This window comes from Xanthobacter autotrophicus (assembly GCF_030015065.1).
In the GTDB taxonomy this organism is placed as follows: domain Bacteria; phylum Pseudomonadota; class Alphaproteobacteria; order Rhizobiales; family Xanthobacteraceae; genus Xanthobacter; species Xanthobacter autotrophicus_D.
On the sequence record NZ_JAIVFN010000110.1, the window covers coordinates 1 to 15,897 of the forward strand.

Consider the following 15,897-nt stretch of genomic DNA (forward strand, 5'->3'; position numbering starts at 1 on the left):
CACGCGGGTGGCGTCGGCGAGGCGGGCGGGGGCTTCCACGCAGGCGTCATGCAGGCGCGCGGCGAGGATGCCGCCGCCGGTGGCGGCGAGGAACCACCACAGCACCACCAGCATGCCGTGGCTGTCGATCAGCGGGGCGAGGGTCGCGGCCACGGCGGCCCGGTCGGCCGGGTCCAGCGCCGCATAAAGCAGGCCGAGGCCGAGAAGGAGCCACGCGGCAAGGCCGATCCCCGGCGCCAGCACGGTCAGCGCCAGACGCCGGTTGAAGGTCATGCCGGGAGATCCTTCGCCGGCATTTCGACGGCCGGCAGGTTCGCGACCGGCGTGCTTCTCGCCAGCATGTCCTTTACCTGCTGCACCAGCGCCCGGGTGGAGAAGGGCTTGGTGACATAGGCGTCCGCCCCGGCGCCGACGCCGCGCGCCATGTCGGTCTCGCGGCCCTTGGCGGTGAGCATGACGATACAGGTGGAGCGCACCTCCGCGTCCGCCCGCACCGCCTCGCACACGTCGAAGCCGGACATGCCGGGCATGGTGGCGTCCAGCAGCACGAGGCGGGGGTGCTCGCGGCGGATGGCGTCCAGCGCCTCGCGGCCGTCGCGGGCGACGTGCACGTCGAAGCCCTCGCGCTTCATCATGAATTCCAGCGAGACCACGATGTTGGGCTCATCGTCGGCAATGAGCACCTTGGCGCCCGCGCACGTGCCGGCGCCATTGTCGGCGCAGGGGCCCGCATTGGCCTTCGGGGCGGGGCCGGGTTCGGCAATCGGTTCCGGACTCATGGCGTTTCCTCCTTCCTGGCGCCTCCGGCGCGGTCTGCGACCGTGCCGGCGGGCTTCATTCCAGCGCCGCGCGCTCCTGTGCCGACGCGGGCCGAGCAGGCTCGTCCGTGTCGGTCCCGGGCCGGAAGGGCAGTCGGAACGCGAAGCACGCGCCGCTGCCGTCTTTTTGCTCCAGCCACATCCTGCCGCCGAAATGATCCACGATCCGGCGGCTGATCGGAAGCCCGAGCCCGGTGCCGGGCGGGCGGGTCAGGGCGTCGCCGCCCTGACGGAACTTCTCGAATATGGTGTCGCGGTCAGCGGTTGGCACCCCCGGTCCATTGTCTTTCACCCGCACCGCGAGGCCGTCGCCGTCGCGCTCCAGGCTCACCTCGATCCGCCCGCCGGTCGCCGGCACGAACTTCGCGGCGTTGGAGATGAGGTTCAGCATCACCTGCGTCAGCCGGTCGGGGTCGGCGCGCAGGGTCGGCACCTCCTCCGGCATGTCGAGGAGGATCTGCGCCCCGCGGCTGCGCACCAGCTCGGTGGTGGCGGTAACCGCGTCGCGGACGAGGCGGCGCATGTCCACGTCCGCATTGTGCCATTCGCCATGTCCGGATTCGAGCTTGGCCATGTCCAGCACCTGGTTGACGAGGCGGCCCAGCCGCTCGCTCTCGCCCACAATGATGGCGAGGAATTCCTGGCGCTGGGCCTCTTCCATGTCGGGGGCGTCCAGCATCAGCTCCGACAGGGCGCGGATGGCGGTGAGCGGGGTGCGCAATTCGTGGGTGACGGAGGAGACGAAATCGTCCTTCAGCTCGTCCAGGGTGCGCAGCTGGGCGTTGGCGGCGGACAATTCGGCCGAGGCGATCTCCAGCGAGCGGGACTTTTCCTCCAGCGCCAGCGCGTAGAGGCGCAGCTGCGAGGCCTCGTTCAGGATCTCCATGACATCGGCGGGGCTGAGCGGCTCCTCCTCCGCCACAGCCGCCACCAGCACCCGCGCCGAGGCGCTGCCCACCGCGCCGGCGAGCCGCCGCTCCACCTTGTCCACCAGCCGGGCGTCGGCGGTGAGGTCGGTGCCTACGGCGACGCCGCTCTCGCGGGCATGCTCCTCGAAGATCTGGTGCGCGGCCTCGGGGCCGAGCAGGCGGCTCGCCAGCGCCATCAGGTCGGCGGGGCGGGCGCGCCCGCGCCAGAACACCGGTTCGGCGGCCGCGCCCGTGGTTCCGGCGGCATGGCCGCGGGCGAACACGTCCACGAACAGCAGCGCCTGGCTCGCCTCCCGCCCGGACGGCGCGCGCCACAGCGACAGCCCCACATAGAGCGCGACGTTGACGACGAGGCTCCAGAACAGGGAGTGGGAGAGGTTGTCGAGCCCTTCGAGGCCGAACAGGCGCTCCGGGGCGAGGGCGGTGAGGCCGAACGGGCCGTGGGTGAGGAAGCCGTCGTCGATCCATCCCGATTTCGCCACCGAGGGCAGCATCAGGGTGTAGGCCCACACCAGGAAGCCGCCGGCGAGGCCGCCCAGCGCCCCGGCGCGGGTGGCGTCGCGCCAGTACATGCCGCCGAACAAGGCCGGCGCGAACTGGGCCACGGCGGCGAAGCTGATGAGGCCGATGGAGACGAGGGCATAGGCCTCCCCCGCCACCTGGAAATAGAGGTAGCCCAGAAGCAGGATGGCGAGGATGGCGGCGCGGCGGATGTTGAGGATGAGCCTTGTGAGGTCGCCGCCGGCCCGCGCGCTGTCCAGTCGTGACGCGTTGTCTTCACGCGAGCCGGCCCCCGCTCCGCTCGAAAACGCTTTGGGCGTCTCCAGCCGCAGCAGCGAGGGCATGACGAGGTCGTTGCAGACCATGGTGGAGACGGCGATGGTCTCGACGATCAGCATGCCGGTGGCGGCGGAGAGCCCGCCCACATAGGCGAACAGCGCCAGCCCCGTGGCGCCATGCGCCAGCGGCAGGGACAGGACGAAGGTCTCCGGGTCGGCTCCCGGATTTGCTCCCGCTTGGCCGAACAGCACCATGCCGCCCAGCGCCAGCGGCAGCACGAAGATGTTGATGACGAGGAGATAGGCGGGAAACACCCAGGCGGCGCGCTTCAGGTGCCGCTCGTTCACGCACTCCACCACCATCATCTGGAACTGGCGCGGCAGCAGCAGCACCGACAGCATGGAGAGCAGGGTCAGGGTGAACCACTGGGCATAGCCGAAGGCGCCGGCGCCGCCCTCGCCGCCGAGGCGCAGCAGGGATTTCAGTTCCGGCACCGCCTTGGCCCGCGCCCAGATGTCGGCCATGCCGTCGAACAGGCCGTAGGTGACGAACAGGCCCACGGCGAGGAAGGCCAGCAGCTTGACAAGGGATTCGAACGCCACCGCCGCCACCATGCCCTCGTGCCGCTCGGCGCTGTCGAGGTGGCGGGTGCCGAACAGGATGGTGAACAGGGCGAGAGCCAGCGTCACCAGCAGCGTGCCGTCCTGCCACCAGGCCGGGCTCGCCCCGCCGCCGGCCGCTCCGGCGCCGGTGAGCAGCACGTAGCCGGCGGAGACCGCCTTCAGCTGAAGGGCGATGTAGGGCACGATGCCCACCACGGTGATGAGGGTGACCAGCGCCGCCACCAGCGGGCTCTTGCCGTAGCGGCTGGCGATGAAATCGGCGATGGAGGTGATGCGGTAGGTGTGGGCGATGCGGATCATCTTGCGCACCACGATCCACGCCAGCAGCATGGCGAGCATGGGCCCGAGATAGATGGGCAGGAACCACACCCCCGTCGTGGCGGCACGCCCGACGCTGCCGAAATAGGTCCAGGCGGTGCAGTAGACCGCCAGCGACAGGGCATAGATCCAGGCATTGCCGATGATCGAGCGGCCCTCCCGCGCGCGCCGGTCGGCGAAGGCGGCGACGGCGAACAGGAGCGCGAGGTAGCTGACCGCCGCGCCCACCACCCCGGGCGCGGAGATCATGGCGCCGCCCGCGGCGGGTGTTGCGCCGGGGGCGCGATCCGCCCCTCCCGCACCGGCAGGATGGGGGGCGCGGCCTTGGGCCGGCGCTCGCTCGCCACCGCGAGGGCGGCGATCAGCCCGGCCCAGATGGCAAACAGGGCCACCGGCAGCAGCGGCAGTCCGGCGACGCTCACCCCGGCGTCCCACACGATGAGCAGCGGGAAGTTGAAGGCGAGCACGCCGGTGGCGAACAGGGCCAGCAGCAGCTGCGGGCGCGGGCCGCGATCGGGCGCCGGCGACGCCTGCGGGGCCGCCGGGAGTGGCGGGGGCTGGTCGCCGGCAGTCATAGGGCGTCGAACCGGTAGTGCCGGGACAGCCATTGCTTGAAGCCCCGCACGATGGCGAGGGCCTCCTTCAGCGCCTGGCGTTCCAGCGTGCCGAGATCGGTGAGGCGGATGGCGTTGCCCGGGGGGCGGCCGTCCGCCATCTGCCGCAGGTTGTTGGCGAGCTTCAGCGAGATGAGGAAGCGCAGCGCATCGGTGAGGTCGCGGGCGAAGCTTGCCTCCATGCGGCCGGTGGCGACCAGTGCCTGAAGCCGGTCGGCGGTGCCCAGCGCTCCGACGCGATATTCCAGCGCCAGCGCCCGCACCCCGTGGACCAGGGGGAAAATGCCGAGCTTCTTGATGTCGATCTCCGCCGCCGCGCGCCCGGTGAGGCCGGGCAGCCGCGTCCACCAGCCGCCGCCCTCGCCGAAGCGCTCCACCGCCTGGGCGAAGCGGGCGAAATAGCCGGCGTCGTTCATCATCAGGAAGTCCACATGGTCCCGCGCCGCCTTGAGCAGGGCGGCGTCACCGGCCACCGGGGCGGCATCGAGGAAGATGGCCAGATTCATGGGCCCCTCCGGATCGCCGCCGTGGATCCAGTGCCTGAGCGTGTCCTTGAAGGCGGACAATGGCTGGCGCCACAGCGGCCGGCTCAGCATGATCCCGCCGGGGCAGGGCGGATAGCCGAAATCGATGAGCGCCGCGGTGAAACGCGAGGTGATGTCCTCGAGGCCGTCGCAGGTGAAGCCGTCGCGCAGCAGCAGGGCATTGTCCTGGTCGGTCTTGATGATCTGCTCGCCGCGCCCCTCGGAGCCCATCACCACCAGGCAGGAATTGGCGGCGAGGTCCTCGGGGGCGAGCATCCCCCACAGGCGGCGGAACACCTGCCGGTTCAATTCGCCCACCAGGGCGGCGATCACCTCCACCCGCACGCCGTCGGCATCGAGCACGCCGACGAGGCTGTCGATCTGGCGGGCGGCGGCCTTGAGCTCGTCGAGGCTGGTGGCCTGCTCGGCCTCCAAAGCGATGAGGTGGGAGTGGTTGGCCACGAAGGCCATGAGGTCGAGCTGGCCGAGTACGCCGACGATGCCGGCCTCGTCCATGCCCTCGCGCACCAGCACCCGGTGGATGCGGTGGCGCAGCATGAGGATGAGGGCCTCGAACAGCTCGGCATCGGGGCTGACCGACCACGGCTCGAAGGTCGCCACCTCCCGCACCGGCACGCGGCCGGGGGGCGTCTCGCCCAGCAGGGCGTCGCGCAGATCGGTGGTGGTGAAGATGCCGATGCGGCCGCCGTCGCGTACCAGGGCCTCGCTGAGCCCGCGTTCCGAGAGGGCGCGGCACAGGCTGACGAGGTCCATGGAGCCGTCCACGTAGAACGGCTTGCGGATGAACACGTCGCGCACCCGCGAGGTCATCAGCGAGACCATCTCGCGGCGCTCGCGGCCGGCATCGAGGGCAGGCGGGTGTTTCTCGTCGGCCATGGATGAAGGCCCGCGCGGCGCCGGGGCGGGAGCCGGCGGCATGAACGAGGAAACCCGCCCGGTGCCGGGCGGGTTGGGGGACTGCGTCGTGTCCGCAGGACCGTGGGGATCCTTCCCCCGGGCCGTGTCGGCCCGGGGCTGGCTCTTCCGGCGGTCCTCGTCGTTCGCGCCGGGCTCCGTTTCATCCGGCCGCGGCATGGGGCTTCGGCGTCAGTGCGCCGAGGCTTCCGCCGCGCCGATGCCGGTCTCCGAGCGCACTTCCTGCTCCGGATAGCCGGCCCGGTCGATCTTCGCCCGCTGGCTGTTGTCGAGGATCGAGAACAGCCAGATGCCGACGAAGCCGAGCGTCATGGAGAACAGGGCCGGCGAGGTGTAGGGGAAGGGCGCCGAGCCCGCAGGGTTGCCCAGCGTGGCTTCCCACACCGACGGCGACAGGACGGTCAGGATCACCGAGGAGGCGAGGCCGAGGAAGCCGCCGATCACCGCGCCGCGCGTGGTGCAGTCCTTCCACAGCACCGACATGAACAGCACCGGGAAGTTGGCCGAGGCCGCCACCGCGAAGGCCAGGGACACCATGAAGGCGATGTTCTGCTTCTCGAAGGCGATGCCCAGCAGCACCGCCAGGATGCCGAGGCAGATGGTGGTGATGCGCGAGACCTTCAGCTCCGAGGCGCTGTCGGCCTTGCCCTTCTTGATCACCGTCGAATAGAGGTCGTGCGACACCGCCGAGGCGCCGGAGAGCGTCAGGCCCGCCACCACCGCGAGGATGGTCGCGAACGCCACCGCCGAGATGAAGCCGAGGAAGATGTTGCCGCCGACCGCCTGGGCGAGATGCACCGCCGCCATGTTGTTGCCGCCCACCAGAGCGCCCTTGGCGTCGAGGAAGCCGGGATTGGTGAGGACGAAGGTGATGGCGCCGAAGCCGATGATGAAGGTGAGCAGGTAGAAGTAGCCGATCCACCCGGTGGCCCACATCACCGACTTGCGCGCTTCCTTGGCGCTGGGGACGGTGAAGAAGCGCATGAGGATGTGGGGCAGGCCGGCGGTGCCGAACATCAGCGCCATGCCGAACGAGATGGCCGAGATCGGGTCCTTGATGAAGGTGCCCGGCCCCATGATGGCCTGTCCCGCCGCCTCCGCCGCCGCCGGGGCCGCGCCCTTGGCCGTCGCGAGCTGCGTCTTCACGCCCACCGCCGCCGCGAACATGTTCTCGGGGCTGAAGCCGTAGCGCCACAGCACCATGAGCGCCATGAAGGTGGCGCCGCCGAGCAGCAGGCACGCCTTGATGATCTGCACCCAGGTGGTGGCGGTCATGCCGCCGAACAGCACGTAGATCATCATCAGCGCGCCGACGATCACCACCGCCATCCAGTAGTCGAGGCCGAACAGCAGCTTGATGAGCTGGCCGGCGCCCACCATCTGGGCGATGAGATAGAAGGCCACCACCACCAGCGTGCCGGACGCCGCGAACACGCGGACCGGGGTCTGGGCGAAGCGGAAGGCGGCCACGTCGGCGAAGGTGAACTTGCCGAGGTTGCGCAGGCGCTCCGCCATCAGGAAGGTGAGGATGGGCCAGCCCACGAGGAAGCCGATGGAATAGATGAGGCCGTCGAAGCCGGAGGTCATCACCGCCGCGGAGATGCCGAGGAACGAGGCCGCGGACATGTAGTCGCCGGCGATGGCGAGGCCGTTCTGGAAGCCGGTGATGCCGCCGCCGGCGGTGTAGAAGTCGGCCGCCGACTTGGTCTTCGAGGCCGCCCACTTGGTGATGAAGAGGGTGCCGACCACGAAGATCGCGAACATGGCGATCGCGGTCCAGTTGGTGGCCTGCTTCTCCGAGGCGCCGATGGCCTCGGCCGCGAAGGCCGCCGTGGGCAGGAAGGCAAGGGCCGCGAGGCCCGCAAGGCGCGCCGCCTTGCCGATGAAAGCATGCGTCGACATCACTTGAGCACCTGCTGCTTGATCTTCTCGGACAGGTCGTCGAACTCGCTGTTGGCGCGCCGGACGTAGATGGCGGTGATGAGGATCGTGAAGACGATCACGCCGAAGCCGATGGGAATACCCCACGTCATCACGCCATCACCGATGCGGGCGGCGAGAATGTCTTTCCGGAAGGCGATAAGCAGGATGAAGCCGTAATATACGACCAGCATCGCCAGGGTCAGCAGCCAGCCGAAGCTCGATCGCTTGGCTTTGAGCTTCTGGTAATTGGGGTCGGCCGCGACGCGCGCGGCCAGAGATGCGTCCATCGGAGGCCCCTCCCATTGCGGTCCACGGCTGTTCCGGGACCAGGTTGTTATCTTGGATGACGTCGGGCTTGGACGAGCCACACGTCGCGCCTGCAATCTGGACCAGCCGCGCGCCGGGCGCTAGTTGGGGAGATACCGTACTTTGGGCGATACTCCTGCGGCAGGCTTCCGCGCCGCACAAAGTCGATTCCGGGGCGAAGACTCACTACAAATCAGGGGTTTAAGTTCGGTTTTCGGCGTATTGCAGCTGCGTCCGGCCCGGTCCGGAAAGGTTTTTCCAGATGGCGCGGCAAGCTTATACTTTCGGGTGAAGCAATTCAACGCTCCGACGTTCGTATTATGACGAACAGCGCATGCCCCGCGCCGCGCGGTAGCGGGCGGGGGTGCGGCGGGCGCAAACGGGCGGCGCCGGGGCCGGCGGAGGCCTATGCCGCGCCGTCGAGCAGGCGCATCATCTCCGCGGTGTCGCGGTCGCCGAGCCCGGCGGCCTGGAGCAGGCGGTGGATCTCGGCCACGAGGGCGGTCATGGGCAGCGGGGTGCGGGTCGCCATGGCGAAGGCCTGCACGGATTCGAGGTCCTTCAGCATGTTCTCGATGCGGCCGGTGGGCGTGTAGTCGCGGGCCGCGAACTTCGCCATGAATTCCCCGAGGATGCGGGAATCGGCGCGTCCCCCGCTGAGCGCGGCGGGAATGGCGGCCGGGTCGACGCCGCCGGCCTCGGCCAGCTTCACCGCCTCCGCCACCGCCTGGAACAGCACCGCGCAGAACAGCTGGTTGACGAGCTTGGTGGTCTGTCCCGCGCCCGGCCCGCCCATGCGGGTATAGTTGGCGCAAAGGTCGCCCATCACCGCGCGGGCGCGTTCCACATCGTCCGCGGCGCCGCCGGCCATCACCGTGAGCCGGCCTTCGAGGGCGCCCGGAACGCCGCCGGACAGCGGGCAGTCGACCCAGGCCATGCCGGTCTCGCGCTTGAGCCGCTCGGCCATGCGCTTGGTGGCGCCGGGGTCGATGGACGACATGTCGATCACCATCCGGCCGGGGTCGGCTGCCGCAGCCACGCCGGCGGGCCCGAACACGGCCTGCTCGACGATGTCGGCGCGGTTCAGGCTGAGGATGACGAAAGGTGCCGCCCCCGCCGCCCCGGCGATGCTGGCATGGCCCATGGCGCCCGTGGCTCTCAGCGCCGCCACGCGGGCGGGATCAATATCGAAGACATGGACCGCGTGCCCGGTCTCCAGCAGCCGCCGGGCGATGGCGCTGCCCATGATCCCCGCGCCGATGACGGCGACGCCGGCCTTCCCCGTCCTGGTCATCGCATTTGCGGTCATGGCGTTTGCGGTCACGGCATTTGCGGTCATGGCATTTCCCTCGCGGCTTGCGTGCGCCGGGCGGCGGCAGCCTTCCTCGTTCCGGCGCCCGGCGCGTCGGCGGACGGGCGCTTGCGTGGCTTCTGGTGCGCCGCGGGGCGCGGGGCGGTGGTCTCGCGCTCGATCAGCGCGAAGCCCACGTCCACCTTGTGTTCCACCGCGCTGTCGTCGGCATCCCGCTTCAGCAGGGCGCGCAGCATGGTGCCGGTGGCGGCGCCGATGGCGCGGGCATCCACCCCGATGGTGGTGATGGCGGGGTAGCTGAGGCGCCCCACCTCGAAATTGCCGAAGCCGATCAGCGAGATCTGCCCGGGCACGTGGATGTCGCGCCGCTTCAGCTCCATCAAGGCCCCGAAGGCGCACAGGTCGGACACGGCGAACACCGCCTCCACGTCCGGCGCCATGGCGAGGAGGGCGCCGATGGCGTTGGTGCCGTGCTCGAAGGAGGCCGGCGGCAGGCCATGGCGCAGCACCAGGGCGTCGGACAGCCCGGCCTCGCGCAGCATGGAGGCGAAACCCTTCAGGCGGGCGTCAGCGCGATGGTCGCACAGGTCGGCGTCGGAGCCGGGCCCGATGGCGCCGATCCTGCGGTGGCCCAGCGCGATGAGGTGACGGGCGGCGGCGCGCCCGACCTCGAAATTGGAGAAGCCCACCGCGCGGTCCAGGGGCTGGTCCGGCTGCTCCCAGATTTCCACCACCGGAATGCCGGCGCGGTCGAGCAGGGTGCGCGTCCCCGCCGTGTGCACGGAGCCGGCGATGACGATGGCATCCGGGCGGCGCGGCAGCAGCGCGCGCACCAGGCGCTCCTCCTCGTTCAGCTGGTAGAGGGTGTAGCCGATGAGGAGCTGGGTGGCGTCCGCCTTCAGCACGTCGGCGAGGCCCTGGGCGGTGTCGCCGAAATTGGAGTTGGTCAGGGTCGGCAGGATCAGCCCGACGAAGTTGGTGCGCCGGGACGACAGCGCCCCGGCCACGAGGTCCGGCACGTAGCCGAGCTGTTCCACCGCCTTGAGCACCCGCTCCCGGGTGGGCGCGGAGACTGTGTCCGGATCGGTGAACACCCGCGAGACGGTCATGGGGGAGACCCGCGCGAGGCGCGAGACATCCCGCATGGTGGGCTTCTGGATCGGTCGGGACATGGGTCGGGTCCGGTTTCCTGCTGGAGCATTTCCTGTTCACGCTGGTTCAGGGAACGCAGGCTCTACTTGGCTTGTCGCATTTTATTCACGCGAGCCGGGGCCCTTTCGCTCGAAAAGGCTGCTTTCCAGATTCTTGAGCCGGCTTTCGCCTCACCGGGGCGCCATCCGCTCATATACGAAATGATAGAAGCGGCCGTCGAAGAATTCGGCGAGGCGATCGGTGGCGGCCCGGCCCTCGGTCCGCACCGGGGAGGCGAGGGCCTCGGCGATGGCCTCGCGGGAGGGATAATCCACCTCTTGCACCATCACGATGGAGGGGGCGCCCGCATCGGGCTCGACCGTGCGCATGACGCGCACCGCCACTGCGTTCGGCATGCGCTTCCAGATGGGCAGAAGCTCGTTCTCCACGATGGAGAAGAAGGCGTCCTCCTGGCCGGGGTGGATGGTGCCCTCGAAGACGGCGCTACGCGTGAACATGGGTGTCTCCAGATGAAGCTGCGCGCGGGCTTCCGGCCGGCGCGGAATGGTCGATGGGGTGGTGGGGCGTGCGGAAATCCGCCCTCAAAAATGCAGGTGCACCTTGATGGCGCGGCTGCGGTCGGCGGCGAGCTGGAAGGCCTCGTCGAGGCGGCTCATGGGCAGGTCCGCCGACATGACCGGCTCCACGTCGATGAGGCCGCGCACCAGCCAGTCCACGGCGGTGGCGAACTCGCCGCCGAAGCGGAACGCGCCGACGAAGTCGATCTCGCGCGCCATCAGCATGTTGGCCGGCACCGGCACGTCGCCGGGGGGCATCATGCCGAGCTGCACCACCCGGCCGCCCGGCCGCACCACCTTGAACAAGGAGGCGAGCGCCAGCGGCACGCCGGTGGCTTCCAGCGCCGCGTCGAAGAAGCCCTTGTCCTTCTCGTAGCGGGCAAGCTGCTCGGGCGAGGTGGCGACGTTGATGGTCTCGTCCACGCCGGCCTCGCGGGCGAGGGCGAGGGGCGCATCCACGATGTCGGTGATGGCGATGTAGCTCGCCCCCACCCGCCGCGCGGCGATGGCGAGCAGCATGCCGATGGGGCCGGCGCCGGCGATGAGCACGCGCTTGCCCGCAAGCTCGCCCGCCCGGCGCACGCCGTGGATGGCCACCGAGAGCGGCTCGGCCATGGCCACCCGGCGGAACGGGATGTCGCGCGGCACGCTCACGCACTGGTCGGCGCGGCACAGGAAGGTCTCCGAGAAGGCGCCCTGCACGTGGGGAAAGATGGCGGCGCTGCCGAAGAAGCGCATGTTGCGGCACAGATTGCTGCGGCCGGCGCGGCAATAGTCGCATTCCAGGCACGGCCGGCTCGGGTTCACCGCCACATGGTCGCCGAGCGCCAGCGTGCTCACGGCCGAGCCGAGAGCGATCACCTCGCCGGAAATCTCGTGGCCCAGCACCATGGGTTCCTTGAGGGCGAAATCGCCCACCCGGCCCTTGCCGTAATAGGACAGGTCCGAGCCGCAGATGCCGCCGGCGCGGAACGAGACCAGCACCTCGTTGGCGGCCATTTCGGGCTCGGGGCGCTCGTCGAGGCGCAGGTCCCTGGCGGCGTGGATGACGGCGGCCTTCATGTTTCCTCTCCTTGCAGGTCGGGCGGCGAAAGTGCGGATCACGGTCCGCTTTGCCTCTTGTCATGTTACCGATATCATGAAATACAGTTCGCGCAAGAGCGGCGCACGACAGATGCGCTCCGGCATCGGGAGGAGGAAGGCGTGTCCCTGCAATTGTTCGACCTCAGCGGCAAGCGTGCACTCGTCACCGGATCGGGACAGGGCATAGGTCTTTCGCTGGCTGAAGGGCTGGGGCGCGCCGGCGCCCGCGTGGTCATCAACGGGCGCGACACGGACAAGCTGGCCAAGGCCGCCGCGCAACTCTCCGCGCAGGGCATCGTGGTGGAGCAGGCGGCGTTCGATGTGACCGATCCCAAGGCGGTGGTAGAGGCCGTCGATGCCATCGAGGCCGAGCACGGCCCCATCGACATCCTGGTCAACAATGCGGGCATCCAGCGCCGTGCGCCGCTGGAGGCGTTCGAGGTCGACACCTGGCGCGAGGTGATGCGCACCAATCTCGACAGCGTGTTTTTCGTGGGCCAGGCGGTGGCCCGCCACATGATCCGGCGCGGGCGCGGCAAGATCGTCAATATCGGCAGCCTCATGAGCGCGGCGGCGCGCTATTCGGTGGCGCCCTACACGGCAGCCAAGGGCGGGGTGCGCAACCTCACCTTCGGCATGTGCACCGACTGGGCCCGCCACGGCCTCCAGATCAATGCCGTGGGGCCGGGCTATTTCGCCACCCCGCTCAATCAGGCGCTGGTGGAAAACCCCGATTTCGATCGCTGGCTGAAGGCGCGCACCCCCGCCGGCCGCTGGGGCAAGGTGGAGGAATTGCAGGGCGCGGTGATCTTCCTCGCCTCGCCCGCATCCGACTTCGTCAACGGCCAGATTCTCTACGTGGACGGCGGCGTGCTGGCGACGCTCTGAGCGGAGAATGCGTGCTCTCTCTTCAAGTTGAGAGCACCCCTCACGACAGGCAGGCGGCATCCCCCATCCGGGCGCGAAGACCCGGAGGGACCCGCTTCTAAAGTAAAGACCGAGCAAAACCGGGAGGATTCGACCCATGCGAAAGATGTTCCGCACCTTCATCGCGGCCGGGGCGCTCGCCCTTGCCGCAACCGGCCCGCTGGCGGGCCTTGCCGCCGGCACCGCCGACGCCACCAGCCTCTCCGACATCCAGAAGCGCGGCAAGGTGCGCATCGGCGTGCTCACCGGCGCCCCGCCCATGGGCATGGTGGACGAGCACGGCAAGCCCTCCGGCTACGACGTGGACGTGGCCAACCTTGTCGGCACCCTCATCAACCTGCCGGTGGAACTGGTGCCCCTGACGCCGCCGGCGCGCATCCCCGCGCTCCAGACCGGGCAGGTGGACTTCCTCGTGGCGACCCTCGCCCCCACCGGCGAGCGGGCCAAGACGGTGATGTTCACCACCCCCTACAGCGCCTTCAACATGGTGATCGTGTCGGGTCCGGGGAAGGTCTACAACGCCACCGCAGACCTCAAGGGCAAGCGCATCGCCGTCAATCGCGGCTCCTCGCAGGAGACCGCCCTGCGCCGCGCCGCCGTGCCCGGCCTCGAGCTCGTGGTCTATGAGGACGACGCCACCACCGCCCAGGCGCTGCTCTCCGGCCAGGTGGACGGCACCGCGCTGCCTTCCACGGTCGCCGCCGCGCTCTTGAAGCAGATGCCGACCGTCGGCCTCCAGGTGGGCCAGCCCTTCTTCCGCCAGGGCAATTCCATGGCGACCCTGCCCGGCGACTTCGAGCTCAACCACTATCTCGACACCCTCATCTACCTGATGAAGGTCTCCGGCCAGCTCGACGCCATCGCGGTGAAATGGACCGGCGAGCCCTTCCCGGCGAGCCTGCCCACGTTCTGATTTCGTCTCCGCGCAGAGAGGCTTCGCCATGCCCTATGAACTCAGGCTGGAGGTGCTCGCGCAATATCGCGAGCAGCTTCTCGACGGGCTCCTGATGACCGTCTGGCTGTCGGTGGCGTCCATCGCCGCCGGGACCTTCTTCGGCGTGGTGCTCGCCTCGCTGCGCAGCGTGCGCGGGGGGCCGGTGCGCGTGCTCGTGGATGCCTATGTGGAGGTGATCCGCAACACGCCGTTCCTGGTGCAGCTGTTCATCATCTATTTCGGCCTGCCGACCCTGGGCCTGCGGGTGGGGGCGGTGACGGCGGCCCTCATCGGCATGACCATCAACCTTGCCGCCTATTCCACCGAGATCATCCGCGCCGGCATCGAATCCATCCACAAGTCGCAGATCGAGGCGGGCGAGGCCTTGGGCCTCACCCAGCTGCAGATCTACCGCGACATCATCATCCTGCCGGCGGTGGCCAAGGTCTATCCGGCCCTGTGCAGCCAGTTCGTGCTGATGATGCTGGCCTCTTCCGTGTGCTCGGCCATCTCCACGCCGGAGCTGACCGCCGCCGCCTCCTACGCCCAGTCCCAGAGCTATCGCTCGTTCGAGGTCTATATCGCGGTCACGCTGATCTATCTGGCGCTGGCGCTGACCTTGCGCGGGGGCCTCGCGCTCATCGGCTGGCGCCTGTTCGGGCGGCCCGGCGGGCGGGCGGCGCAGCCCACCCTGAAGGTGGAGGCGGTGTGATGTTCCTGCGCAGCTTCGGCCTCAACGAATTCTACTTCCTGCTGGAAAGTCTCCAGTGGACGCTGGCCCTGACGGGCGTCGCCATGGTGGGCGGCGGCATCGCCGGTTTCCTGGTGGCGCTCATGCGCACCGCCCGCACCAAGGTCCTGCGCATGGCGGCGGCCACCTACATCCAGGTGGTGCAGGGCATTCCGGTGCTGATGATCCTGTTCCTCAGCTATTACGGCCTCAGCCTTGCCGGCTACCGGCTGCCGCCCATCGTGGCCGCGGGCCTGTCCATGTCCATCTATGCCTCGGGCTATCTCGGCGAGATCTGGCGCGGCTGCATCCAGGCGGTGCCCAAGCCCCAGTGGGAGAGCGGCGAAAGCCTCGCTTTGACCATCCCGCAGCAGTATCTCTACATCATCCTGCCGCAGGCGGTGCGTATTTCCCTGCCGCCCACCGTGGGCTTCCTGGTCCAATTGGTGAAGAACACCTCCATCGCCGCCCTCATCGGCTTTGTGGAGCTGACCCGCGCCGGCCAGCTCATCAACAACGCCACCTTCCAGCCGTTCCGGGTGTTCCTGACGGTGGCGGCGCTCTACTTCGTCATCTGCTATCCCATGTCCCAGCTCTCGCGCTGGCTGGAAAGGAGGCTCCATGTCGGAAGTCGTCATTGACCAGGTCCACAAGAGCTTCGGCGCGGTGGAAGTCCTGAAGGGGGTGTCGCTCTCCGTCGCCCCCGGCGAGGTGACGGCGCTCATCGGCCGCTCGGGCTCGGGCAAGTCCACGCTCCTGCGCTGCATCAACGGGCTGGAGCAGTTCCAGTCGGGCGCCATCCGCGTCGCCGGCCATGAGGTGACGCCCGACCGCGCCGCCCTGCGCAAGCTGCGCACCGACGTGGGCATCGTGTTCCAGAGCTACAATCTGTTCCCCCACCTCAACGTGGCGGAAAACATCATGCTGGCCCCGCGCCGGGTGAAGGGCGTGGACAAGGCCTCCGCCCGCAGGACCGCCGGGGAGGTGCTGGCGCTGGTGGGCCTGTCGGAGAAGATCGACGCCTATCCCGACCAGCTTTCCGGTGGCCAGCAGCAGCGCGTCGCCATCGCCCGCTCCCTCGCCATGGAGCCCAGGGTGATGCTGTTCGACGAGGTGACCTCGGCCCTCGACCCCGAACTCACCGGCGAGGTGCTGGCGGTGATGGAGAAACTCGCCCGCGACGGCATGACCATGCTGCTGGTGACCCACGAGATGGGCTTCGCCCGCCGCGTCGCCAACACCACCGTGTTCATGCACCAGGGCCGCATCCACGAAGCCGGCCCCTCCCGCGACCTGTTCGAGAACCCGAAGACGCCGGAGATGCGCCAGTTCCTGAAGGCCGACGTGAAGTAGGCGGGGCCAGTGTTCTGCCGGTCGCAGACGGAGCGCCGCCCGTGCTCCCTCTCCCGCTTGCGGGGGAGGGGTGGGGAG

Annotated in this window: 15 protein-coding genes and 1 pseudogene; 5 read left to right on the top strand and 11 right to left on the bottom strand. The window is 69.3% G+C overall.

The annotated features are described in order from the left end of the window. The 11 genes and pseudogenes from K9U40_RS18195 to K9U40_RS18245 all read right to left on the bottom strand — a co-directional run. Positions 1-273: pseudogene (locus K9U40_RS18195) on the bottom strand (DNA polymerase III subunit epsilon); the annotation flags it as partial. Then, a complete protein-coding gene (locus K9U40_RS18200) occupies positions 270-779 on the bottom strand; it encodes a response regulator transcription factor (protein ID WP_282891552.1) in 510 nt (169 codons plus the stop codon). The pseudogene K9U40_RS18195 and the gene K9U40_RS18200, both read right to left, overlap by 4 nt. A 55-nt stretch (positions 780-834) precedes the next feature. Further along, the gene (locus K9U40_RS18205) at positions 835-3,717 is read right to left on the bottom strand and encodes an ATP-binding protein (protein WP_282891553.1); all 2,883 of its coding nucleotides are present in this window, start codon (positions 3,715-3,717) and stop codon (positions 835-837) included. Then, on the bottom strand, positions 3,714-4,043 hold the full coding sequence (locus K9U40_RS18210) for a hypothetical protein (RefSeq protein WP_282891554.1): 330 nt from the start codon (positions 4,041-4,043) through the stop codon (positions 3,714-3,716). The genes K9U40_RS18205 and K9U40_RS18210 overlap by 4 nt, the downstream gene beginning before the upstream one ends. Next, on the bottom strand, positions 4,040-5,503 hold the full coding sequence (locus K9U40_RS18215) for a putative nucleotidyltransferase substrate binding domain-containing protein (protein WP_282891555.1): 1,464 nt from the start codon (positions 5,501-5,503) through the stop codon (positions 4,040-4,042). The genes K9U40_RS18210 and K9U40_RS18215 overlap by 4 nt, the downstream gene beginning before the upstream one ends. Positions 5,504-5,713: 210 nt before the next feature. After that, positions 5,714-7,444, bottom strand: coding sequence for a cation acetate symporter (locus K9U40_RS18220; protein WP_282891556.1), 1,731 nt, complete (start codon positions 7,442-7,444; stop codon positions 5,714-5,716). After that, positions 7,444-7,752 (bottom strand): DUF485 domain-containing protein, encoded by a 309-nt coding sequence (locus tag K9U40_RS18225; RefSeq protein WP_282891557.1) that lies wholly within the window; start codon positions 7,750-7,752, stop codon positions 7,444-7,446. Before K9U40_RS18225 ends, K9U40_RS18220 begins: the two co-directional genes overlap by 1 nt. A gap of 425 nt (positions 7,753-8,177) precedes the next feature. Next, positions 8,178-9,065, bottom strand: coding sequence for an NAD(P)-dependent oxidoreductase (locus K9U40_RS18230; RefSeq protein WP_282891565.1), 888 nt, complete (start codon positions 9,063-9,065; stop codon positions 8,178-8,180). 41 nt (positions 9,066-9,106) lie between these two features. Beyond that, complete coding sequence (locus K9U40_RS18235) at positions 9,107-10,255, bottom strand: LacI family DNA-binding transcriptional regulator (protein WP_282891558.1); 1,149 nt, start codon at positions 10,253-10,255, stop codon at positions 9,107-9,109. Between the two features lie 150 nt (positions 10,256-10,405). Continuing rightward, positions 10,406-10,732, bottom strand: a complete 327-nt coding sequence (locus K9U40_RS18240) for a hypothetical protein (protein WP_282891559.1) — start codon at positions 10,730-10,732, stop codon at positions 10,406-10,408. Positions 10,733-10,816: 84 nt separating this feature from the next. Further along, complete coding sequence (locus tag K9U40_RS18245) at positions 10,817-11,854, bottom strand: L-idonate 5-dehydrogenase (RefSeq protein ID WP_282891560.1); 1,038 nt, start codon at positions 11,852-11,854, stop codon at positions 10,817-10,819. Between the two features lie 141 nt (positions 11,855-11,995). Between K9U40_RS18245 and K9U40_RS18250 the strand changes: the two genes are divergently transcribed. From K9U40_RS18250 to K9U40_RS18270, 5 genes are all read left to right on the top strand, one after another. After that, entirely contained in the window at positions 11,996-12,763 is a 768-nt protein-coding gene (locus K9U40_RS18250) for an SDR family NAD(P)-dependent oxidoreductase (protein ID WP_282891561.1), read from the top strand. Positions 12,764-12,908: 145 nt separating this feature from the next. After that, positions 12,909-13,715: a transporter substrate-binding domain-containing protein gene (locus K9U40_RS18255; protein ID WP_282891566.1), complete on the top strand. Its 807-nt coding sequence runs from the start codon at positions 12,909-12,911 to the stop codon at positions 13,713-13,715. Positions 13,716-13,743: 28 nt separating this feature from the next. Further along, positions 13,744-14,448, top strand: a complete 705-nt coding sequence (locus K9U40_RS18260; RefSeq protein WP_282891562.1) for an amino acid ABC transporter permease — start codon at positions 13,744-13,746, stop codon at positions 14,446-14,448. Beyond that, positions 14,448-15,107, top strand: a complete 660-nt coding sequence (locus K9U40_RS18265) for an amino acid ABC transporter permease (RefSeq protein WP_282891563.1) — start codon at positions 14,448-14,450, stop codon at positions 15,105-15,107. The genes K9U40_RS18260 and K9U40_RS18265 overlap by 1 nt, the downstream gene beginning before the upstream one ends. Beyond that, entirely contained in the window at positions 15,088-15,819 is a 732-nt protein-coding gene (locus K9U40_RS18270; protein WP_282891564.1) for an amino acid ABC transporter ATP-binding protein, read from the top strand. Before K9U40_RS18265 ends, K9U40_RS18270 begins: the two co-directional genes overlap by 20 nt. The last annotated feature ends 78 nt before the right edge of the window (positions 15,820-15,897 follow it).